Origin of the sequence: Streptomyces sp. NBC_01571 (genome assembly GCF_026339875.1) — a bacterium.
Taxonomy (GTDB): domain Bacteria; phylum Actinomycetota; class Actinomycetes; order Streptomycetales; family Streptomycetaceae; genus Streptomyces.
In genome coordinates, this window is record NZ_JAPEPZ010000001.1 from 6,595,522 (window position 1) to 6,615,930 (window position 20,409).

Sequence of the window (20,409 nt, forward strand, 5' to 3'; positions counted from 1 at the left end):
CGGCAATCTGCGGTGACCGTCGGCGAGCTGTGCCGCGGGCCGGGTGTGGGGAGAACATGAACGAGGGGAAGCCCCCGAAGGCGAAGTGGTGGAGCCGGCCCAGGCCGGTACCTCCGGTGGTCGGCGAGGTGGGCTCCGCGGGCGCCCGCCTGCCCGTCAGCGACGCCGACCCTGACGGCGACTTCGAGCGCGACGGCGACTTCGGGCCTGACGGCGACTACGAGCTGGAACCTCCCGCCTCCGTGCCCGCGCCCACGGCCGACGCACCGGATGCCGGGACGTTCGCCGGAGTGTCCGCCAGCGCACCCGCGGCCCCGGATCCCACGGACCGGCCCAGGCCCCTGCACGACCCCGACCCCTACAGCACCCCGCCGTACGGCGAGCCCGGCCCCTGGGCACCCGCCCCGCCGGTCCAGCGCCCGGCGATCACATCGGCACACGGCACTCCGGCCCCGGCGTCCGCGCCGGCGCACGGACCGGCGGCTCCCACGGGCGCATCCGCGCAGGGAACGCCCGCCTCCGCGACCACGCCCGCGCACGCCACGCCCACGCCCGGCGTACCCGCGCGGCCGGTCACCCCCGCGCAGGGAACCCCCGCTCCCCCGTACGGCACACCCACCCCCGAGTACGAGACGCCGGCCGCCGGGGCCGGTTCCGCGTACGAGATACCGGCCCCGGCGGACGGCACCGCATACGAAACGTCGCACCCCGCATCCGGGATACCGGCCCCGGCGGACGGCACCGCATACGAAACGTCGCACCCCGCGTATGAGGCGCTGACCCCGGCGGGCCGTTCCGCGTACGGCACCCCCGATCTCCTGGGCGGCGGCTCGCGTGACGCGTCCGCCCCGGTGGCCGTCTCCGGGGACGGGACGGGTGTCCCGGCGGGAACCCCGGTCCCGGGGGCCTCCCTGCCCCCAGGGGCGCCTCCAGCCCCGTACACGAGTGATTCCCGTCCCGCTCCGAGCCCCTGGCGGAACTACGACCCCTGGGCCGCTCCCGGACCCCTCCAGCAGAACGGCGCGGCGGTCGGGACCGGAAGGCGGCCGCGCGGACGGGCCAGGAGGGCGCTGGCCCTCGGGGCCGTGCTGATCGCCGTCGTCTCCGGGGGCGTCGGCGGTGCCGTGGGCGCCTATCTGGAGCACAACGGCGGGACGGGGGACATCGAGCTGCCCCAGGCCGCGAAGGAGGCCCCGGGAAGGCCCGCGGACAGCGTCGCGGGGATAGCCGCCCGCGCCCTGCCCGGCGTCGTCACGCTGCATGTGCGCGGCACCGGCCAGGAGGGCACCGGCACCGGCTTCGTACTCGACACCCGGGGCCACATCCTCACCAACAACCACGTGGTCCAGCCGGCCGGCACACGTGGCGAGATCACCGTGACGTTCAGCGGCGGCGAGAGCGCCAAGGCCACCGTCGTCGGGCACGACAGCGGATACGACCTCGCCGTGGTCGAGGTGTCCGGGGTCGGCGGACTGCGGCCCCTGTCGCTGGGCAACTCCGACAGCGTCCAGGTGGGCGACCCCGTCGTCGCCATCGGCGCACCCTTCGACCTCGCCAACACCGTCACCTCCGGGATCATCAGCGCCAAGGAGCGGCCCATCACGGCGGGCGGCGAGAAGGGCGACGGGAGCGACGTCTCGTACGTGGACGCCCTGCAGACGGACGCGCCCATCAACCCCGGCAATTCCGGCGGACCCCTGCTCGACTCCCGGGCGCGTGTCATCGGCATCACCAGCGCCATCCGCTCCGCCGACAGCGCCACCGACCCGGAGGCCGGCCAGGCCGGTTCCATCGGGCTCGGTTTCGCCATCCCCGTCAACCAGGCCAGACGCGTCGCCGAGGAGCTGATCAACACGGGTCGGGCGACCCACCCCGTGATCGGCGTGACGCTCGACATGGACTACACCGGCGACGGCGCCCGGGTCGGGACGAAGACGAGCGGCGGCTCACCGGTCACCCCGGGCGGCCCCGGCGCCCGGGCGGGGATCAGGGCGGGCGACGTCATCACCGAGGTCGACGGGCTGCCCGTGCACTCGGGGGAGGAGCTGATCGTGCGGACCCGCGCCCACCGCCCCGGCGACCGGCTGCTGCTGACCTTGCGGCGGGACGGCGCCCGCGAGCGGATCACCCTGGTCCTCGGCTCGGCCGACGGCGACTGACCGCCGCCCACCTGGACGGGCGGTGAGGGACGGCGCCCGGCATGTTCGCCGGGGAGGGGCGCGCACCCCGGCCGTGCGGCAAACATCCGGGAAAACTCGACGTGTACACGGACCCGGACGCCACGGCACAGTTCCGGACGGACGGGATCGCCGGGTACCGTGGACCCGGCCCGGACCACGGAAGAACCGCCGGGGGCCGAGGACCGAAGGACATCGCAAGGAGCTTCAGGTGTTCAATGACATAGGACCGCTCGAGCTGGTGGCGCTCGTTGTCCTCGCCGTGCTCGTCTTCGGTCCGGACAAGCTCCCGAAGATGATCCAGGACGTCACGCGCACCATCCGCAAGATCCGTGAGTTCTCGGAGACCGCCAAGGCGGACATCCGTGAGGAACTCGGCCCGGAGTTCAAGGACTTCGAGTTCGAGGACCTCAACCCCAAGACGTTCCTGCGCAAGCAGCTGGACAACGACGAGCTGGGGCTCAAGGAGATCCGCAACGGCTTCGACCTGAAGAAGGAGATGGCCGAGGTCACGGACGCGGTGCACAACCGCGAATCCGAGTCGGCGAGCTCCGGATCGGGGTCCGGCTCGGCCGGGTCGACCGTGGACATGACCAAGAAGCCCGAGAAGTCCGGCGCGGACGAGCGTCCGCCCTTCGACGCCGACGCCACCTGAGCCGTACCCCGAGCGGGGCGGGTCAGGGGCGCGGGGCCGTGTGACACGGCCGGAAATCGACGGCGGGCGCGACCCACGCGACGGGTGCTTTCCCTGCTGCTCGGAGCGGTGTGGCTATGCTGCCCAGTTGTTGTGCGGACTGCTGAGGACGCCCGAGGGGGGCGGGCCGCCTGGTCCGACGAGAGCAAGGAGGCGTCCGGGCAGATGGAGACGACAAGTCGGGTAGGCGCGCAGGCACCGGCCACGGAGGGCGGACAACAGGCCCCCTTCGCCCGGCGCACGGTCGACGGCTACCTGCTGGCGCCCTTCCCGTGGTACGGCCTCGACGAGGCCTTCACGGGACCGCGCTGGCTGATGCAGGTGGGGATGTCGGCGGACGGCGCCGTCGAGCACGGTTCGATCGGGCACGGTGAGGAGCCCTCGGTGCGCAGCGAGTCGACCGAGGACAAGGAGCGCTTCGCGGTCGTGGTGACCGTCGCGGCGAGCCCCTCGCGCCGCAGCGCGGACGGTACGGGGCTGTTGGAGGCCACCTCGGTGTCCTCGGCGGCCTGGCTGGCAGGTGTGGGCCTGCTGTCCTTCACCTGGCCCGGCCAGATGGACCACACCCTGCGGGACGACTGGCTGGACCAGCAGACCGAGACGGCGTGGGTCCTCGCGGACGATCTCGACGGGGCGGACTGGTCCTCGCTGTCCCTCCCCGTGGACGGCGTGCCCACGCCGTTCCACTACCGGGAGTCCGAGTTCGGCTGGGTGCTCGCGGGGTCGACCCAGGAGGGCGTGCACGTGGGTGCGTACGGGCGGGGCATGAGCGCGTACGGGCTGGGCTTCGCCGTGATCAAGGACATCTCGGCCTACGCGTGAGTGCTCCGCGGGGTGACCGGTCGGGGGGCTGCGGGACGGTTCTTCGGCCGGGGGTCCGTCGTGGCCGGTCGCGCGGTTCCCCGCGCCCCTGAGGGGCGGGGACTCCGCGCAGACGCTCCGCGCTGAGGGGGCGCAGAGCCTCCGCGCCCATCACGGCGCGCAGATCCCTCGCGCTCCTGACGGCGCGCAGGTCTCCGCGTTCCTGAGGGTGCGCTGTTTCTCGCGCGGGCGTCGTGGCTGCTCGCGCGGTTCCCCGCGCCCCTGAGGGGCGGGGGTTCTCGCGTTTCTGGAGGCTGACAGTTCTCCGTGCTCCTGGCGGGGCGCGCAAATCCGTCGCGCTCCTGACGGCGCGCAGGTCTCCGCGTTCCTGAGGGTGCGCTGTTTCCCGCGCGGGCGTCGTGGCCGGTCGCGCGGGAAACAGCGCCCCTGAGGGGCGGGGGTTCTCGCGTTTCTGGAGGCTGACAGTCTCCACGCCCCTGACGGCGCGCGTCAGCGTCCGGTGGTCTAGAACTTGTTCCTCGGGGTGATGCCGAGGGACATGCCCGACAGGCCGCGCTGTCGGCCGCCCAGCTTGCCGGCGATGCCGCGCAGGGCCGAGCCGGCCGGGGACGAGGGATCCGTCAGGACGACCGGCCTGCCGTCGTCGCCGCCCTCGCGCAGGCGGACGTCGATGGGGATGGAGCCGAGCACCGGGACGCTCGCGCCGGTGGTGCGGGTCAGGCCGTCCGCGACCGTCTGGCCGCCGCCGGTGCCGAAGACGTCGACCATCTCGCCGCAGTGCGGGCACGGCAGGCCCGACATGTTCTCGACGACGCCCACGATCTTCTGGTGGGTCTGGACGGCGATGGAGCCCGCGCGCTCGGCGACCTCGGCCGCCGCCTGCTGCGGGGTGGTGACGACGAGGATCTCGGCGTTCGGCACCAGCTGGGCGACGGAGATCGCGATGTCGCCGGTGCCCGGCGGGAGGTCGAGGAGGAGGACGTCCAGGTCGCCCCAGTACACGTCGGCCAGGAACTGCTGGAGGGCGCGGTGGAGCATCGGGCCGCGCCACACGACCGGGGCGTTGCCCGGGGTGAACATGCCGATGGAGATGACCTTCACGCCGTGCGCCGACGGCGGCATGATCATGTTTTCGACCTGGGTCGGACGGCCGTCGACGCCGAGCATGCGGGGCACGGAGTGGCCGTAGATGTCCGCGTCGACCACGCCGACCTTGAGACCGTCGGCCGCCATCGCCGCCGCCAGGTTCACCGTCACCGAGGACTTGCCGACGCCGCCCTTGCCGGAGGCGACCGCGTACACGCGGGTGAGTGAGCCCGGCTTGGCGAAGGGGACCTCGCGCTCGGCCTGGCCGCCGCGCAGCGCGCCCGCCAGCTCGCGGCGCTGCTCGTCGCTCATGACGTCCAGGGTCACGTCGACGCGGGTGACGCCCTCGACCGCCGAGACCGCCTTTGTCACGTTCTCGGTGATGGTCTCGCGCATCGGGCAGCCGGAGACGGTCAGATACACGGTGACCGCGACCGCGCCATCCGCACCGATGTCCACCGATTTGACCATCCCCAGTTCGGTGATGGGTCGCTGGATCTCGGGGTCGTTCACCGTCGCCAGTGCTTCGCGCACCGCGTCTTCCGTAGCCATAGGGACGATGGTACGGCGCCCGGGCCGGGGCCCGGGCGTCCCGTCAGCGGTCGCCTGTGTCACGTCCGGGCGACCGTTCCGCCGGGAATACGACGTGGCTGTCGGAATGGTCCTCCTCCAGCGCCCTGACCAGGTCCTCGAGTTCGGAGCGGATCCAGTCGCGGGTGGCCACCTCGCCGAGGCCGATGCGCAGGGCGGCGATCTCGCGCGTGAGGTATTCGGTGTCCGCGATCGACCGCTCGTTCTGCTTGCGGTCCTGTTCGAGGTTGACCCGGTCGCGGTCGTCCTGTCGGTTCTGCGCGAGCAGGATCAGGGGGGCGGCGTACGACGCCTGCAGCGACAGCATCAGGGTCAGGAAGATGAACGGGTAGTTGTCGAACCGCAGGTCACGGGGCGCGCTGACGTTCCACACCACCCACAGGATGATGACGACCGTCATCCAGACGATGAAGCGCCCGGTGCCGAGGAAGCGGGCGATCCGCTCCGACAGCCGTCCGAAGGCCTCCGGGTCCCACTCGGGCAGCAGTCTGCGGCGTGGCGGCATCGGCTGGTCGAGACGGCTGCGCGGCCGGGTGGTCGCGGTGGCGCCCGTGACGGCCCGTTCACGGGTCTCGCGGTCAGGCGTCATGGCTCCCCCCTGCGGTCTCGTCCTCGTGCAGGTGGAACTCCGTCTCGCGCCAGTCCTCGGGCAGCAGGTGGTCCAGTACGTCGTCCACGGTCACCGCGCCGAGCAGTGAACCGCTCTCGTCGACCACCGGCGCGGCGACCATGTCGTAGGTGGCGAAGAAGCCCGCGACGACCGGCAGCGCCGCGTCCGGCGCCAAGGGCTGCAGATCGTCGTCGAGGAGCGAGCTGACCAGCGTGTACGGCGGGTCGCGCAGCAGCCGCTGGAAGTGCGCGGTGCCCAGGTACTTGCCGGTCGGCGTCTCGTCCGGGGGACGGCACACGTACACCTGGGCGGCGAGCGCGGGGGACAGGTCGGAGTTGCGGACCCGGGCGAGCGCCTCGGCGACCGTGGAGTCGGGCCGCAGCACGATGGGCTCGGTCGTCATCAGACCGCCCGCGGTGCGCTCCTCGTACGCCATCAGCCGCCTTACGTCGGCCGCGTCGTCGGGCCGCATCAGCGTCAGCAGCCGTTCCACGTCCTCCTCCGGCAGTTCGGCGAGCAGGTCGGCCGCGTCGTCGGGGTCCATCGCCTCCAGGACGTCCGCCGCGCGCTCCTCCTTGAGCTTGCCGAGGATCTCGATCTGGTCGTCCTCGGGGAGTTCCTCCAGGACGTCGGCGAGACGGTCGTCGTCGAGTGCGGCGGCCACCTCGCCGCGCCGCTTCGGGGAGAGGTGGTGCAGCACGTTGGCGAGGTCGGCGGCGCGCAACTGCTCGAAGGTGGCGAGCAGGCTCTCGGCGCCCTGTCCGTGTTCCTCCAGCGAGAACCCGGTGACCGCGGACCAGTCGACGGTCAGGGTCTCTCCCCGGGTGCGCCGGAAGGTCCCGCTGCGGGCCCGGCGCACGAAGACCCGGCCGATCTCCCACTCCCGCCGGGCCGGCAACTGCTGGATCGACACGTCCAGGACGGTCACCTCCTCGTCCGTGTCGACGAGCCGGACCCGCCGGTCGAGCAGTTCGCCGAACACGAGCCGCTCGGTGGGCCGCTGTTCGAAGCGCCGCACGTTCACGACGCCGGTGGTGATGACCTGGCCGGACTCGATGCCGATCACGCGGGTCATGGGCAGGAAGATGCGCCGCCGGGTGGACAGCTCGACGACCAGCCCCAGCAGCCGGGGCGGGCGCCGCCCCACGCGCAGCATGGCGACCAGGTCCCGCACCCGTCCGACCTGGTCGCCGTTCGGGTCGAAGACGGCGACACCGGCGAGGTGCGAGACGAAGATCCGGGGGGCGCCTGCGGCCATGCCCGCGCCTCCTTCTTTCCGTGCTGTCCCGGTAGGTGTTTCCCGTGCTGTCCCGGTACGTGCGCCGGGTGGTGTCGCCGTACGCGTGCTTGGTCCCGCTCTGTCCGCTCGGGTGGGCTTCAGGCTAGCCCGTCCCGGTCGGATACGCCCTGGTGAGCGGTCCGGACGGTCTGGCTCCGCCGGGCCGGGGCGGCACCGGTACGCTGCCGTACGCCGTGGTGGGCACCCCGTGTGGAACCCCCGCAGGGCGCCCCGGCACGGACACCCGCATGGACCCCCGTACGAAAGGCAGCCCACCTGTGACTGCGATTCTCCAGGGCCGTACCCGCAGGGCCGCACTGGTGGGCGCGATGTGTGCCCTGGTCGTGACGGGGACGGGACTGACGGGGTGCGGTAGCGAGGATCCGGACGCGGGTACGAACGGGGTGGGCAAGCTGCCCGCCGCCACGATCCAGTCGAAGTCCCGCACCGCGGCCACGTCCGCGGAGGCGGTCAGGCTCGCCGGAACCGTGGTGTCGAACGGACGCACGTACAAGCTCGACATGCGTCTGAAGGCGGACGGCGGCACCGGGTCGGTCACCTCGCAGGGCGCGAGCTTCGGGCTGCTGCGGGTGGGCGAACGCCTCTTCCTCAAGGCCGGCGCGGAGTTCTGGAGCCATCAGGGCGACAAGAGCGGCGCCAGCTCGGCGGACACGGCCGCCGCCGACAAGCTCGGCGGCAAGTACGTGAAGGTGCCGACCGGTGACCCGGCTTACAAGCGTTTCATCAGCTTCACGGACAAGGACGTCCTCCTGGAGGGCCTGCTGACCCTGCACGGCAAGCTCGCGACGGACGGCCACCACGAGCAGTCCGGCCTGCGCACCATCCGCATCACCGGTGACAAGGGAGCGGGCGGCACTCTCGACGTCTCACTGAAGGGGACTCCCTACCCCGTTCTCCTGGTCCGCGCGGGCGGCGCCGGCACCCTCCGCCTCACCGACTGGGGCAAGGGGTTCGCCCTCGCCGAACCGGCCAAGGACGAGACCGTCGACTACGGCAGGCAGCTGCCGACCTCGTGACGCGGCGCCGTGACCCGTCGGCCACCCGCGCCTCCGGGAGCCGCCGTGCCCCCATGGGCCACCTCGCGCCCCGCGAAGCGGCCGGGACCTACGACCGCTTGCGCTTCTTGAAGAGGAGACGGGGGACGGCCGCCGGGACGGGCTGCCGGGTCGTCGCCGGGGTCGGCAGGGGCGCGGCGGCCAGCGAGCCGTCCGGCAGCGGGAGCGTGCCGGCCAGGGGCTCCAGACGCAGCACCCGGCACTCGCGCGCCCAGCGGGCCGGCATCTCCTCACCGTCGGGCGCGTTCAGACGCTTGCCCTTGAGCTCCGCGACCGTCTCCCGCCACGCGTCGGACCCGGACGCGAGCTCGACCACCCTCGCCGTCCAGGCCACCACGCGCCCGCCCTTGTCCTTGCTGCGTACGGTGACCACCGCCGTGCCCCCGTCGGACAGCCCCGGCAACGGCTGCTCGCCGGGACCGTCGCCGACCACACAGACCGCGCCGTCGTGCCACACGTGCCACAGGGCCTGGGCGGGCTCCTCGGGGCCCGGAGCGGCGGTTGACGGCGTGCCGTCGCCACGCACCCAGACCAGCCCGGACTTCTTGGTGGCCTCCTCGATGAGGGCCTGATCGAGCAGCTGTTCCGTCATGGACTCACCCTAGCCAGCGGGAGGCGCCGGTGTCAGAGCCATCCGTTGCGCTTCAGGATCCGGTGGATGGAGAGGCAGATGCCGACGGTGACGCCGAGCGTCAGCGGATAGCCGAACTTCCAGCGCAGCTCCGGCATGTAGTCGAAGTTCATGCCGTACACGCCGCACACCATCGTCGGTACGGCGATGATCGCGGCCCATGAGGTGATCTTGCGCATGTCCTCGTTCTGCGTGACGGACGCCTGCGCGAGGTTGGCCTGGAGGATCGAGTTGAGCAGCTCGTCGAAGCCGAGGACCTGCTCCTGCACCCGGGCGAGATGGTCGGCGACGTCGCGGAAGTACTTCTGGATGTCCGGGTCGACCAGCCGCATCGGCCGCTCGCTCAGCAGCTGCATCGGACGCAGCAGCGGCGAGACCGCCCGCTTGAACTCCAGTACCTCACGCTTGAGTTGGTAGATGCGGCCGGCGTCCGTGCCCCGCGGAGTGCCTTTCCGCCCGAGCGAGAACACCTCGGTCTCGACCTCGTCGATGTCGTCCTGCACGGCGTCCGCGACCGCGATGTACCCGTCGACGACGTGGTCGGCGATCGCGTGCAGCACGGCCGAGGGGCCCTTGGCGAGCAGGTCCGGCTCGTCCTGCAGCCGGTGCCGCAGCGCCCGCAGCGAGCCCTGCCCGCCGTGCCGGACGGTGATGAAGAAGTCCCGGCCGGTGAAGCACATGACCTCGCCGGTCTCCACGACCTCGCTGGTGGCGGTGAGTTCGTCGTGCTCGACGTAGTGGATCGTCTTGAAGACCGTGAACAGGGAGTCGTCGTAGCGCTCCAGCTTGGGCCGCTGGTGTGCCTGGACGGCGTCCTCCACGGCCAGCGGGTGCAGCCCGAACTCGCTCGCGATGCCCGAGAACTCGGCCTCGGTGGGCTCGTGCAGGCCGATCCACACGAAGCCGCCGTCGCGGTGCACCAGGCGCATCGCCTCGTGCGGGGTGAGGGGCTCGCGGGTCTGGACGCGGGCGCCGTCGCGGTAGACCGCGCAGTCGACCACGGCGGAGTTGGTGCCGGGGGCGCGGGTGGTGTCGTACGAGCCGCCGTCCTTGCGCAGGGAGGGGCGGGGGCGGACCGCGGCGCGGAGGTCACGGATCATCGACATGGCAGGCTCCTTCACAACTGGAGGCCGCCGGCGACGGTTGGAACTGCCCGGAATGGGGACGTCCTGACTGCGGATGTTTGGCACGTCCACAAAGCGGGGAGCACCGCACCGTCGCGGTGGCAGCTTCGCTACTGATTCAGATCAGACAGATCAGGCGGGAACGAAGCGCTCTTCCGTGGTGCAACGGACAACGCTGACACGTATGCACACGTTTGCAGGAGGCGGCAGCCGGCGAGGTAAGGAAACCAGCTACAAAATTCAGCGACCGGAAGAGCGGGTGGTACTGCACGGTCGACTTCGGTCCATTGCAGCCCCACCTCCTCCGGCCGGTCCCCCGTGAGGGACGATCCATCCCCCGCGGGGGAGCTGTCTCCCCGTGGGGGAGATCAGTCAGTCTCAGTGCGTCGGAGCTCGAGAGCGACGCTTCTGCGTGCTGCCCCGACCAGCGGCCAAGACTATCAGCGCACCGAAGCGTCAAGCCGCCGCTTTGCCCGTTGCTGACGAGTTCTATGCTCGGTTCATGGCTGATGTTCTTCCTCTGGTCGAGGCTCGGCTGCGTTCCGCGCTGGGCGAACCCGACGCGCGGGCCGCGGTCACCTTCCTCGGTACCGACCGCATCGAAGTGCTGCGCTTCACGGAGGGCGACGTCGTCCGCTACGTGACGCTCGGCATGTCGGCCCAGCCGATGGCGGACCCCACGGTGGTGCTCGCCGATCCGGTGAAGGGTCCGCGCGCCGAGCTGATCCTCTCGGTGCGCGCGGGTGGCGCCGAGACCGACAAGGTGCTGCGCGCGCTCGCCGTGCTCGGCGCGTCCCCGCAGGTCGAGGGGCTGGTGGTGACTCCCGGTGCCTCGCTCGACGTGGGCGGACCGCTCTGGCCCGGCGCGCCCTTCACCTCCGTGCTGGTCGCGGAGTCCGGTGGCCTCGTCGAGGACCTGGAGCTGGACGCGCCCGCCGATCCCGTACGGTTCCTGCCGCTGCTCCCGATGACGCCGAACGAGGCCGCGTGGAAGCGGGTGCACGGCGCCGGAGCCCTCCAGGAGCGCTGGCTGAACGGCGGAACGGACCTGCGCGATCCGCTGCGCCGGTCCGTTCCGCTGGACTGAGACCAGGTCAGTTCCCGGCCGGAAAAAGTCAGTTGGCAAAAACCGTGACGGCGTCCTCGGAGGCGTGCCGCGGCTGAAGTTCGGCCGCCTCGTGCGTGAGCGCGTTCCGCCGTACGTAGACCACCGCGGCGCCGATCAGCGCCGTGACCGCCGCGACCAGGAACGGGACGCGGACGGAGCTCCACTCCTCGATCTTCGGCGCGAAGTACGGCGCCGCGGCCGCCGCGAACCAGCGCACGAAGTTGTAACCGGCGCTCGCCACCGGGCGCGGCGCGTCCGACACGCCCAGCGCCAGTTCGGTGTACACCGTGTTGTTCACCCCGATGAAGGCGCCCGAGAGGATCGTGCAGACGACAGCGGTGGTGTGGTCGCCGTAGCCCAGCACGAGCACGTCGGCGGCGAGCAGCGCCAGGGAACCGCCGAGCACCTTCAGCGATCCGAACCGTGCCTGCATGCGCGGCGCCACGACGACGGAGAACGCCGCGAGCAGGACGCCCCAGCAGAAGAAGACCGCCCCGGACTTGTAGGGAGTCATGTTCAGGACGAACGGCGTGAAGGCCAGCACGGTGAAGAACGTGTAGTTGTAGAAGAACGCGGAGACGGCCGCCGAGGCGAGACCGCCGTGGCCGAGCGCCTTGAGCGGGTCGAGCAGAGCGGTCCTGCGGGCCGGCTTCGGCTGCTCCTTCAGGAAGGCCGTGACGCACAGGAAGCCGACCGCCATCAGGAACGCGGTGCCGAAGAACGGGTAACGCCAGCTGGCGTTGCCGAGCAGGGCGCCGAGCAGCGGTCCGCAGGCCATGCCGAGGCCGAGCGTGGACTCGTACAGCAGGATCGCCGCGGCACTGCCGCCCGCCGCCGCGCCGACGATGACGGCGAGGGCGGTCGAGACGAACAGGGCGTTGCCCAGCCCCCAGCCGGCCCGGAACCCGACGAGTTCGCCGACCGACCCGGAGGTGCCCGCGAGCCCGGCGAAGACCACCACGAGCGCGAGGCCGAGCAGCAGGGTCTTCTTGCCGCCGATGCGGCTGGAGACGAAGCCGGTCAGCAGCATCGCGACGGCGGTGATCAGGAAGTACGAGGTGAAGAGCAGCGAGACCTGGCTCGGGGTGGCGTCCAGGCCCTTGGCGATGGACGGCAGGATCGGGTCGACGAGCCCGATGCCCATGAAGGCGACGACGGAGGCCCCGGCGGTCGCCCAGACGGCCTTCGGCTGACGCAGGAGGCTGCCCGCACCCGCGTCGAACGTGTTCCCTTCGGCGGGGCCTCCCGTGCTGCTGCTCATGTCCGCTCCTCTGACTGCCCTGGTGAGGTCGTTGCCGTATGCACATAATAAGTTAGGTGAGCTAATTAGTGCAAGTTACATCTAGTTTCGCGCGGTGACGGCGCGCTCCGGACGGGTGATCGTCCTTGACGCGGCGAAAGACGGGGAGGACCGTGGGGCTCTATGAGGGGCGAACCCAGTTGCCCGAAGTGTGGTGGCCGGGTCAGGGCTCCCGGCCTTTTTGCCGACTCCTGGCAGTGCGATGCGCACGGGACCGTGCATCCACTGCAGCCCGTGATCCCGCCCAGCGTCGAGGCCCTCGGTGTCGTGGTGCACCGTGCCCGGGTACCGGTGTGGATGCCGTGGCCGCTGCCGGTCGGATGGCTCTTCACCGGCGCCGGTTTCGCGGGCGACGACCGCAGCGGCGGGCGCGCGACCATGGTGGCCTGCTCGGGGCCTGGGCCGCTCGGCGGCATCGGGGAGCTGATCCTGGTCGCCGAGGAGCTCGGCGTCGGCCTCGGCGCACGCTACGCCGGCATCGACGCCCCCGACCCCGGGCCCTACATGACCGTCGAGAAACCGCCGCAGGCCAAGGTCCTCGCGGCCGGCCGGCCCACCCCGCTGTGGCATGTGGCCGGTGCCCCCGACGACCGCGCCGTCTTCGCGGGCGAGGCGCTCGGGCTGTGGCTGTGGGCGGTCGTGTGGCCCGAGCAGTCGGGCCTGCTGATGTACGACGAGCTGGTGCTGACCGACCTGCGCGACGCGGGGGCGGAAGTGGACCTGCTGCCCTGCGGGGCGCTGTCGCCGCGCATCCTGGAGCCGTAGCGCTCCGCCGGTTCGGAAGGCGGGGGCCGCGCCCGGTCGCGGGTGGACGAGGGCACGGGGGCCCCGAGCTGCCGCGGGTCCGCTCGTGGAGATGCTTCGTAGGGGGTGCTCCACGGTTGCGGGTGTGACAGGGGTGCCCGGGAATCCCGTTATCCTTGGGTGTCCCCTTCCGTGCCGTCACCGCCTGGAGTCGCGTAGTGCGCATCGACCTGCACGCCCACTCCACCGCTTCCGACGGCACGGACACCCCGGCCGAACTGGTCCGCAACGCGGCCGCCGCCGGTCTGGACGTCGTCGCGCTGACCGACCACGACACCACCCGCGGACACGCGGCGGCCGTCGCGGCCCTCCCCGAGGGACTCACCCTCGTCGCCGGTGCCGAACTCTCCTGCCGTCTCGACGGCATCAGCATGCACCTGCTCGCCTACCTCTTCGACCCCGCGGAGCCCGAACTGCTCGCCGAGCGCGAGCTGATCCGGGACGACCGGGTGCCGCGGGCCCGGAGCATGGTCGCCAAGCTTCAGGACCTGGGCGTGCCGGTCACCTGGGAACAGGTCGCGCGCATCGCGGGCGACGGCTCCGTGGGCCGGCCGCACATCGCCTCCGCCCTGGTCGAGCTGGGGGTCGTGGACAGCGTCTCCGACGCCTTCGGCGGCGACTGGCTCGCCGACGGCGGCCGGGTCTACGTACCCCGCCACGAGACGGACCCCTTCGACGCGATCCGGCTGGTCAAGGCCGCGGGCGGCGTGACCGTCTTCGCGCACCCGGCCGCCGCCAAGCGGGGCCGCACCGTGCCGGAGGCGGCGATCGCGGAGCTGGCCACCGCGGGACTCGACGGCATCGAGGTGGACCACATGGACCACGAGCCGGCGACCAGGGCGCGGCTGCGGGGTCTCGCGGCCGAGCTGGGGCTGCTCGTCACGGGGTCCAGCGACTACCACGGCAGCCGCAAGACCTGCGTCCTCGGGGAGTACACGACCGACCCCGAGGTGTACGGGGAGATCACCCGGCGGGCCACCGGGGCGTTCCCGGTGCCCGGAACCGGCGGAGCCTGATCGCCCGCCCCTCGGATCCGGGTCCCCTTCGCACGCACCCGGCGCTGTCCGCCGTGTGCCCCGTTCCGCCCGGCGGAACTCCCTTCCCCAGCGGTGACTGCTGAACTCGCCGTGCCGCTTTCCCCACCTTCGCAAGGCCTCACTGAACCATGTTCGACGTCGCCGTCTTCGGCTCCCTCTTCCTCACCCTCTTCGTGATCATGGATCCCCCCGGGATCACCCCGATCTTCCTCGCGCTCACCGCGGGACGCCCCGCCAAGGTGCAGAAGCGCATGGCGTTCCAGGCCGTCTGCGTGGCGGGCGGGGTGATCGCGGTCTTCGGCCTGCTCGGTCACCAGATCCTGAACTACCTGCACGTCTCCGTGCCCGCGCTGATGATCGCGGGCGGACTGCTGCTCCTGCTGATCGCCCTCGACCTGCTGACCGGCAAGACCGACGAGCCGAAGCAGACCAAGGACGTCAACGTCGCCCTCGTACCGCTCGGCATGCCGCTGCTCGCGGGCCCCGGCGCGATCGTGTCGGTGATCCTGGCCGTGCAGAAGGCCGACAGCGTCGCCACGCAGGTGTCCGTGTGGACGGCGATCCTCGCCATCCACGTCGTGCTGTGGGTGGTCATGCGCTACTCGCTGCTGATCATCCGCGTGATCAAGGACGGGGGCGTGGTGCTGGTGACCCGGCTCGCGGGCATGATGCTCTCGGCGATCGCCGTCCAGCAGATCATCAACGGCGTCACCCAGGTCGTCCGGGGCGGCTGAGCGCCCTCCGGGGCGGACCGGCGGCCTCGGGCACGGTCGGGCGGCCGCCTCCGCCGCCGCGACGGTCCTCTCGTATACGCAAAGCCCCGTACGGCGTCGACGCCGTACGGGGCTTTGAAGTCTGAGACGTCCGGGACGTCCGAGAGTGTCCGCGGGTTATGAAGCGGACGAGTCGGCCGGGCGGATCCACAGTCGCTGCCCTATGGCGGCGGCCTGCTGAACGATCCGGTTGACGGAGGCGGCGTCAACGACGGTGCTGTCCACGGGCGTGCCGTTGACATCGTCGAGTCGCATGATTTCGAAGCGCATGGGCTTCTCCCTTCGTCTGGTCATCCTCCTGAGGAGAACTACTTGGTGTGTGGCGCGCGAGCTGAGACAGTCCCCCGCTTCCGTTCGTATTCAACGGTGTGCGTGTTACAAACATTCCCTACGCTAAGGAAATTTTTCGAGAACCTAATTACCAACCGGTAAGAAGTGTGAAGGAGACTGAACGGGACCAGTTGTGTTCGAAGCGTGACCGCCGGAAGAATGGGGGGTGATGAACGACGACCTCGCGGCGCTCGGCGCCCGCATCGACCGCACGAACGAGCTGCTTCAGCGCATGCTCGCCGAGGTGGCGAAGACGCCCTCGACCCACGCGATCTTCGTCGACGCCGGATACCTGTACGCCGCCGGGGGGCGACTCGTCGCAGGGACCGAGGACCGCCGCTCCTTCGACCTCGACGCCGAGGGCCTGATCGAGGCGCTCATCGACAAGGCCCGCACCATCTTCGCGGACAGCAGGCTGCTGCGGGTGTACTGGTACGACGGCGCGCGCCGCCGCATCCACACCGCCGAACAGCAGTCGATCGCCGAACTCCCGGACGTCAAGGTGCGGTTGGGCAACCTGAACGCCAACAACCAGCAGAAGGGCGTCGACTCCCTGATCCGGTCCGACCTGGAGTCCCTGGCCCGGCACCGCGCCATCAGCGATGCCGCCCTGCTCGGGGGCGACGAGGACCTGGTGTCGGCGGTCGAGGCCGCGCAGGGGTACGGGGCGCGGGTCCACCTCTGGGGCATCGAGGCGCCCGAGGGCCGCAACCAGGCCGAGCCGCTGCTCTGGGAGGTCGACAGCCAGCGCACCTTCGACCTCGACTTCTTCAAGCCCTATGTGTCCCGACGGACCGCCACCACGTACGACGCGAGCGCGGCGAGCAGGCCCACGCGTGAGGACGTGCGGTTCGTGGGCGCCCAGATCGCCGCGAAATGGCTGGCCGCGCGGGGGCGCGAGGCGCTGGTGGACCTGCTGCCGGGCCATCCGTATCTGCCCGGTTCGGTCGACCAGGACCTGCTGGTCGAGGCGGAGGGGCTTCTCCAGTACTCCCTGCGGGGCCAGGCGGACCTGCGCCGGGCGCTCCGGGACGGGTTCTGGGAGCATCTGCAGGCGCAGTACTGACCGGTCCCCGGTCTCCGGTGCCCGGCGGTCCGCCACGGGCCACGGGTTACGCGGTGGCGGCGGTGTGGTCCCAGAAGTCGGCGAGGGCGCGGGCGGTCGGCAGGGGCTGGTCCGTGTTGGGGGAGTGCTCGGCGCCCCGTACGACCGTGCGCCGGGCGTCGAGACGTACGGCCATGTCGTCCAGCAGCTCCACCGGCCAGGTGTCGTCGCGCGACCCGGACAGGACGTGCTTCGGCAGCCGCACGGCGGCCAGCTCGGCGACGCGGTCGGGCTCGGTGCAGAGCTGACGGCCCGTCACGATCAGCTGGGCGGGGCTGGTGGCCAGCCAGCGCCGCCGCAGGTCGTCGCGGTCGTCCAGACCCGCGTCGAGCTCTCCGGTCTCGGTCTCCTCCGGCGGCTCCATCGCCTGGATCGCGTCCCACACCTGGCCCATGTCCATCACGGCGAGCGCGTCCCGGAGCAGCTTGACGCGCTGCTGCTGGGAGACGGAGATCTGGGCGGGGCCCGAGGACATCAGGGTGAGAGAGGCGAAGGGCGCCGGGTCGAGCAGGACGGCGGCCCGGGAGACCTGTCCGCCGAGGGAGTGCCCGACGAGGTGCACGGGCGTCGCGAGGGCCGCTGCCTGTGCGAGTACGTCACGCGCCAACTCGTCCTGCGCGTACGCCGTTTCGTCGTGCTCGGGCCCGTCGCTCTCGAACTGTCCACGCCCGTCGACGGCCACGGTCCGGTACCCGCGCGCGGCCAACGGTTCGTGCAGCGCGATGAAGTCCTCCTTGCTCCCGGTGAAGCCCGGCAGGAGCAAGGCGGTTCCCCGTACGGCGGTACCGGCCTCGATCACGGCGAACTCGCCGCGCGCGGTGCCCAGCCGGTACGCGCGCGCTCCGGCCGGCGGGATGAAGGAGGGGGGACGACTCATGGCTCCGAGGCTATCGGGCGGGGCCTCGCGCTCCACGGTCCGGGGCGTCTGTCCGGGTCGTCGGTTCGGGTCGCTTATCCGTTTCGTCCGTCCGGGGCGTCGGCCACTGTCGGCCGGATGGGGCGTCGGGGTGCGTACGGTGCCGGCGGGTGATGGGCCGGAACGCCGATGGCCCGGCCCCCCGAAAGTGGGGGACCGGGCCATCGGGCTGTCGATCAGCTCTCCGCGGTCTCCGCGACAGCGGCGGCCTTACGGGTGCGGCGGCGCGGCTTGGCCTCGTCCGTCTCCGGGGTCACCACGGCCTCCGCCGACTTGCGGGTGCGGCGGCGCGGCTTGGCCTCCGGCTCCTCGACGGCGGCCGTCTGGGCGGGGATGGTCGCCTCGACGGTCTCCGCGGCGGCCTTGCGGGTCCGGCGGCGGGGCGTCACGGGCGCCTCTGCGGTGTCCGCGGTCGCCTCGGTGGCCACCTCGGGCGTGGCCTTGGTGGTCGCCTTGGCGCGCGTACGGCGCGGCTTCGGCTCCGTGGCCTCGACGGCCTCGGCGACCTGGGCGGCTGCCTCGGTCGTGGCCACCGCGGCCTTGCGGGTGCGGCGCGGCTTGGCGGCCGGTGCCTCGGCGACGCCCTCCGCCGTGTCGACCGCGGTCTCGGCGGCCTTGCGGGTCCGGCGGCGCGGCTGGGCCTCCGGCTCCTCGACGGCGGCCGTCAGGGGCGCGCTGTCCGCCTCGACGGTCTCCGCGGCGGCCTTGCGGGTGCGGCGTCGGGGCTTGGCCTCCGCCGCCTCCGCGGTGTCAACGGCGCTGTCCGCGGCGGGAGTTGTCGCGGTCGTGGCCTTGGCGCGGGTGCGGCGCGGCTTGGTCTCGGTGACCTCCGGCGTGCCCTCGACCGTGTCGAGGACGGCTTCCGCGGTCTCGGCGGCCTTGCGGGTGCGGCGGCGCGACTTGCCGGCCGGAGCCTCCGCGACGGCCTCGGCGGGCGCCGTGGCGACGGTCTCGGCGACCGCGACGGGCTCGGCGACGACCGTGACGGTCTCGGCCGGGGCCTGTGCCGTCCTGCGGGTGCGGCGGCGCGGCTTGGCGGCCGCGGCGTCCGCGCCCTCGGCCGTCGCGACCGCGGTCTCCGCGGCCTCGGGTACGGCCGACGGTTCGACCGCCTCGGTGGCCGTGGCGACCGCCACCGGCTCCGACGACGCACCGGCGCGGGTACGGCGACGGCGGCGCGGCGTACGGGGCTCGTTGGCCTCCGGAGCGGCGGGCTCGGCCGGAGCGTGCGGCGACGTCGTCGACGTGGCGGGCGTCGCGGAGGTCTCGTCCAGCGATGTGCCGTTGCGCGTACGACGGCGACGGCGCGGGGTGCGGTCCGGACGCTCCCGCTCCCGCTCGCGCTCGACGGCAGGCGCCGAGGAGCGGCCACCACGGCCGCGCGGGCCGCGGCCACCGGTCTCGCCGAGGTCCTCGACGGCCTCGGCCGAGAGCCCGGCGCGGGTGCGCTCGGAACGGGGCAGGACACCCTTGGTGCCGGCCGGGATGCTGAGTTCCTCGAAGAGGTGCGGGGACGTGGAGTACGTCTCCGGCGGGTTGTTGAAGCCGAGGTCCAGCGCCTTGTTGATGAGCTGCCAGCGCGGGATGTCGTCCCAGTCGACGAGGGTGATCGCGATGCCCTTGGCACCCGCGCGGCCGGTCCGGCCGATGCGGTGCAGGTACGTCTTCTCGTCCTCGGGGGACTGGTAGTTGATGACGTGGGTGACACCTTCGACGTCGATGCCGCGGGCGGCGACGTCGGTGCAGACGAGGACGTCGACCTTGCCGTTGCGGAACGCGCGCAGCGCCTGCTCGCGGGCGCCCTGGCCGAGGTCGCCGTGGACCGCGCCGGAGGCGAAGCCGCGCTGCTGGAGCTGGTCGGCGAGGTCGGCCGCCGTCCGCTTGGTGCGGCAGAAGACCATCGCGAGTCCGCGGCCGTCGGCCTGCAGTATGCGCGCGACCAGTTCGGGCTTGTCCATGTTGTGCGCGCGGTAGATGAACTGCGCGGTGTTCGCGACGGTCGCGCCCGCGTCGTCCGGCGCGGTGGCGCGGATGTGGGTGGGCTGCGACATGTAGCGGCGCGCGAGGCCGATGACCGCACCCGGCATGGTCGCCGAGAACAGCATGGTCTGGCGGCGGGCCGGCAGCATGTTCATGATCTTCTCGACGTCGGGCAGGAAGCCCAGGTCGAGCATCTCGTCGGCCTCGTCGAGGACGAGAGCCCTGATGTGCTTGAGGTTGAGCTTCTTCTGGCCGGCGAGGTCCAGCAGACGGCCCGGGGTGCCGACGATGACGTCGACGCCCTTCTTGAGGGCCTCCACCTGGGGCTCGTACGCCCGGCCGCCGTAGATGGCGAGCACGCGGACGTTGCGGACCTTGCCCGCGGTCAGCAGGTCGTTCGTCACCTGGGTGCACAGCTCGCGCGTCGGGACGACGACGAGGGCCTGCGGCGCGTCGGTCAGCTGCTCGGGCTTGGCGCGGCCCGCCTCGACGTCGGCGGGAACGGTGACGCGCTCCAGGAGGGGGAGGCCGAAGCCCAGCGTCTTGCCGGTGCCGGTCTTGGCCTGGCCGATGACGTCGCTGCCCGAGAGGGCGACGGGGAGTGTCATCTCCTGGATGGGGAAGGGGTTCATGATGCCGACGGCCTCAAGGGCTTCGGCCGTCTCGGGAAGGATTCCGAGCTCTCGGAAAGTCGTAGTCAGGGTGCTGCCTCTTCTGTGTACGCGGTGCGAGGCGAGCGCGGGGGTCGTGACGGGGACCGTGCCGGGGGCGTCGGCCGCTTGTCGGGCGGGCCGAGTGGCATGGGACCACTGCCGACGCTCGAGCGCTCGTACCGCTGAGGGTCCCTCCGGATGTCGTACGCATCGTGCCGTACGGACGAGAGGGCTGTCGGGTCGGAGCCGATCGGGCCACCGACCGGGCATCCTCATTCGTGCGGCCCGTCGAATACTCGCCGGGCGCATTACC

At 71.9% G+C, this 20,409-nt stretch carries 18 protein-coding genes; 9 read left to right on the plus strand and 9 right to left on the minus strand.

The genetic code is table 11. From position 1 onward, the window contains the following. The first annotated feature begins 56 nt into the window (after positions 1-56). The 3 genes from OHB41_RS29865 (at position 57) to OHB41_RS29875 (ending at position 3,693) form a co-directional block, all read left to right on the plus strand. The gene (locus tag OHB41_RS29865; protein ID WP_266701199.1) at positions 57-2,159 is read left to right on the plus strand and encodes a trypsin-like peptidase domain-containing protein; all 2,103 of its coding nucleotides are present in this window, start codon (positions 57-59) and stop codon (positions 2,157-2,159) included. A gap of 229 nt (positions 2,160-2,388) precedes the next feature. Then, entirely contained in the window at positions 2,389-2,832 is a 444-nt protein-coding gene (locus OHB41_RS29870) for a sec-independent translocase (RefSeq protein WP_266701200.1), read from the plus strand. A gap of 204 nt (positions 2,833-3,036) precedes the next feature. Next, positions 3,037-3,693: a hypothetical protein gene (locus OHB41_RS29875; protein WP_266701201.1), complete on the plus strand. Its 657-nt coding sequence runs from the start codon at positions 3,037-3,039 to the stop codon at positions 3,691-3,693. Positions 3,694-4,197: 504 nt separating this feature from the next. Here OHB41_RS29875 and OHB41_RS29880 read toward each other — a convergent pair. From OHB41_RS29880 to OHB41_RS29890, 3 genes are read right to left on the minus strand one after another with little or no spacing between them, the layout of a single operon-like run. Continuing rightward, complete coding sequence (locus OHB41_RS29880) at positions 4,198-5,331, minus strand: Mrp/NBP35 family ATP-binding protein (protein ID WP_266701202.1); 1,134 nt, start codon at positions 5,329-5,331, stop codon at positions 4,198-4,200. A gap of 43 nt (positions 5,332-5,374) precedes the next feature. Next, a complete protein-coding gene (locus tag OHB41_RS29885) occupies positions 5,375-5,959 on the minus strand; it encodes a DUF1003 domain-containing protein (RefSeq protein WP_266701203.1) in 585 nt (194 codons plus the stop codon). After that, positions 5,949-7,238 carry a magnesium transporter MgtE N-terminal domain-containing protein gene (locus OHB41_RS29890; RefSeq protein WP_266701204.1) on the minus strand — a complete coding sequence of 430 codons (1,290 nt, stop codon included), beginning with the start codon at positions 7,236-7,238 and terminating at the stop codon, positions 5,949-5,951. The genes OHB41_RS29885 and OHB41_RS29890 overlap by 11 nt, the downstream gene beginning before the upstream one ends. Before the next feature lie 299 nt (positions 7,239-7,537). Between OHB41_RS29890 and OHB41_RS29895 the strand changes: the two genes are divergently transcribed. Beyond that, a complete protein-coding gene (locus OHB41_RS29895) occupies positions 7,538-8,296 on the plus strand; it encodes a hypothetical protein (protein WP_526024977.1) in 759 nt (252 codons plus the stop codon). Between the two features lie 88 nt (positions 8,297-8,384). Here OHB41_RS29895 and OHB41_RS29900 read toward each other — a convergent pair whose 3' ends face one another. Next, entirely contained in the window at positions 8,385-8,927 is a 543-nt protein-coding gene (locus tag OHB41_RS29900) for a hypothetical protein (protein WP_266701205.1), read from the minus strand. A gap of 32 nt (positions 8,928-8,959) precedes the next feature. Next, positions 8,960-10,072, minus strand: coding sequence for a magnesium and cobalt transport protein CorA (locus OHB41_RS29905; RefSeq protein ID WP_266701206.1), 1,113 nt, complete (start codon positions 10,070-10,072; stop codon positions 8,960-8,962). A 520-nt stretch (positions 10,073-10,592) separates the two neighbouring features. On the opposite strand from OHB41_RS29905, the gene OHB41_RS29910 reads away from it, so the two are divergent. Next, positions 10,593-11,177 (plus strand): suppressor of fused domain protein, encoded by a 585-nt coding sequence (locus OHB41_RS29910; protein WP_266701207.1) that lies wholly within the window; start codon positions 10,593-10,595, stop codon positions 11,175-11,177. A 28-nt stretch (positions 11,178-11,205) separates the two neighbouring features. Here the strand turns inward: OHB41_RS29910 and OHB41_RS29915 are convergent, their stop codons facing one another. Then, positions 11,206-12,459, minus strand: a complete 1,254-nt coding sequence (locus OHB41_RS29915; protein WP_266701208.1) for an MFS transporter — start codon at positions 12,457-12,459, stop codon at positions 11,206-11,208. A 162-nt stretch (positions 12,460-12,621) separates the two neighbouring features. Between OHB41_RS29915 and OHB41_RS29920 the strand changes: the two genes are divergently transcribed. The 3 genes from OHB41_RS29920 to OHB41_RS29930 all read left to right on the plus strand — a co-directional run bounded on the left by OHB41_RS29920 (position 12,622) and on the right by OHB41_RS29930 (position 15,073). Next, complete coding sequence (locus OHB41_RS29920) at positions 12,622-13,263, plus strand: DUF6758 family protein (RefSeq protein ID WP_266701209.1); 642 nt, start codon at positions 12,622-12,624, stop codon at positions 13,261-13,263. Positions 13,264-13,460: 197 nt separating this feature from the next. Then, positions 13,461-14,318, plus strand: coding sequence for a PHP domain-containing protein (locus tag OHB41_RS29925; protein WP_266701210.1), 858 nt, complete (start codon positions 13,461-13,463; stop codon positions 14,316-14,318). A gap of 149 nt (positions 14,319-14,467) precedes the next feature. After that, positions 14,468-15,073, plus strand: a complete 606-nt coding sequence (locus OHB41_RS29930) for a MarC family protein (protein WP_266701211.1) — start codon at positions 14,468-14,470, stop codon at positions 15,071-15,073. Between the two features lie 156 nt (positions 15,074-15,229). Here the strand turns inward: OHB41_RS29930 and OHB41_RS29935 are convergent, their stop codons facing one another. Then, on the minus strand, positions 15,230-15,382 hold the full coding sequence (locus OHB41_RS29935) for a DUF8834 family protein (RefSeq protein ID WP_168530098.1): 153 nt from the start codon (positions 15,380-15,382) through the stop codon (positions 15,230-15,232). 229 nt (positions 15,383-15,611) lie between these two features. Here OHB41_RS29935 and OHB41_RS29940 point away from each other — a divergent pair, with 229 nt between their 5' ends. Next, positions 15,612-16,508, plus strand: a complete 897-nt coding sequence (locus OHB41_RS29940; RefSeq protein WP_266701212.1) for an NYN domain-containing protein — start codon at positions 15,612-15,614, stop codon at positions 16,506-16,508. A gap of 46 nt (positions 16,509-16,554) precedes the next feature. Here the strand turns inward: OHB41_RS29940 and OHB41_RS29945 are convergent, their stop codons facing one another. Both OHB41_RS29945 and OHB41_RS29950 read right to left on the minus strand, forming a co-directional pair. Beyond that, positions 16,555-17,424: an alpha/beta fold hydrolase gene (locus OHB41_RS29945; RefSeq protein WP_266701213.1), complete on the minus strand. Its 870-nt coding sequence runs from the start codon at positions 17,422-17,424 to the stop codon at positions 16,555-16,557. Between the two features lie 215 nt (positions 17,425-17,639). Continuing rightward, entirely contained in the window at positions 17,640-20,075 is a 2,436-nt protein-coding gene (locus OHB41_RS29950; protein ID WP_526024978.1) for a DEAD/DEAH box helicase, read from the minus strand. Between the last annotated feature and the right edge of the window lie 334 nt (positions 20,076-20,409).

Excerpts from the sequence above, each read along its gene's own strand:
- OHB41_RS29865 (WP_266701199.1), top strand. The coding sequence starts at position 57 with ATGAACGAGGGGAAGCCCCCGAAGGCGAAGTGGTGGAGCCGGCCCAGG.
- OHB41_RS29875 (WP_266701201.1), top strand. The coding sequence starts at position 3,037 with ATGGAGACGACAAGTCGGGTAGGCGCGCAGGCACCGGCCACGGAGGGC.
- OHB41_RS29880 (WP_266701202.1), bottom strand. The coding sequence starts at position 5,331 with ATGGCTACGGAAGACGCGGTGCGCGAAGCACTGGCGACGGTGAACGAC.
- OHB41_RS29885 (WP_266701203.1), bottom strand. The coding sequence starts at position 5,959 with ATGACGCCTGACCGCGAGACCCGTGAACGGGCCGTCACGGGCGCCACC.
- OHB41_RS29890 (WP_266701204.1), bottom strand. The coding sequence starts at position 7,238 with ATGGCCGCAGGCGCCCCCCGGATCTTCGTCTCGCACCTCGCCGGTGTC.
- OHB41_RS29900 (WP_266701205.1), bottom strand. The coding sequence starts at position 8,927 with ATGACGGAACAGCTGCTCGATCAGGCCCTCATCGAGGAGGCCACCAAG.
- OHB41_RS29905 (WP_266701206.1), bottom strand. The coding sequence starts at position 10,072 with ATGTCGATGATCCGTGACCTCCGCGCCGCGGTCCGCCCCCGCCCCTCC.
- OHB41_RS29910 (WP_266701207.1), top strand. The coding sequence starts at position 10,593 with ATGGCTGATGTTCTTCCTCTGGTCGAGGCTCGGCTGCGTTCCGCGCTG.
- OHB41_RS29915 (WP_266701208.1), bottom strand. The coding sequence starts at position 12,459 with ATGAGCAGCAGCACGGGAGGCCCCGCCGAAGGGAACACGTTCGACGCG.
- OHB41_RS29920 (WP_266701209.1), top strand. The coding sequence starts at position 12,622 with ATGAGGGGCGAACCCAGTTGCCCGAAGTGTGGTGGCCGGGTCAGGGCT.
- OHB41_RS29930 (WP_266701211.1), top strand. The coding sequence starts at position 14,468 with ATGTTCGACGTCGCCGTCTTCGGCTCCCTCTTCCTCACCCTCTTCGTG.
- OHB41_RS29935 (WP_168530098.1), bottom strand. The coding sequence starts at position 15,382 with ATGCGCTTCGAAATCATGCGACTCGACGATGTCAACGGCACGCCCGTG.
- OHB41_RS29940 (WP_266701212.1), top strand. The coding sequence starts at position 15,612 with ATGAACGACGACCTCGCGGCGCTCGGCGCCCGCATCGACCGCACGAAC.
- OHB41_RS29945 (WP_266701213.1), bottom strand. The coding sequence starts at position 17,424 with ATGAGTCGTCCCCCCTCCTTCATCCCGCCGGCCGGAGCGCGCGCGTAC.
- OHB41_RS29950 (WP_526024978.1), bottom strand. The coding sequence starts at position 20,075 with ATGAACCCCTTCCCCATCCAGGAGATGACACTCCCCGTCGCCCTCTCG.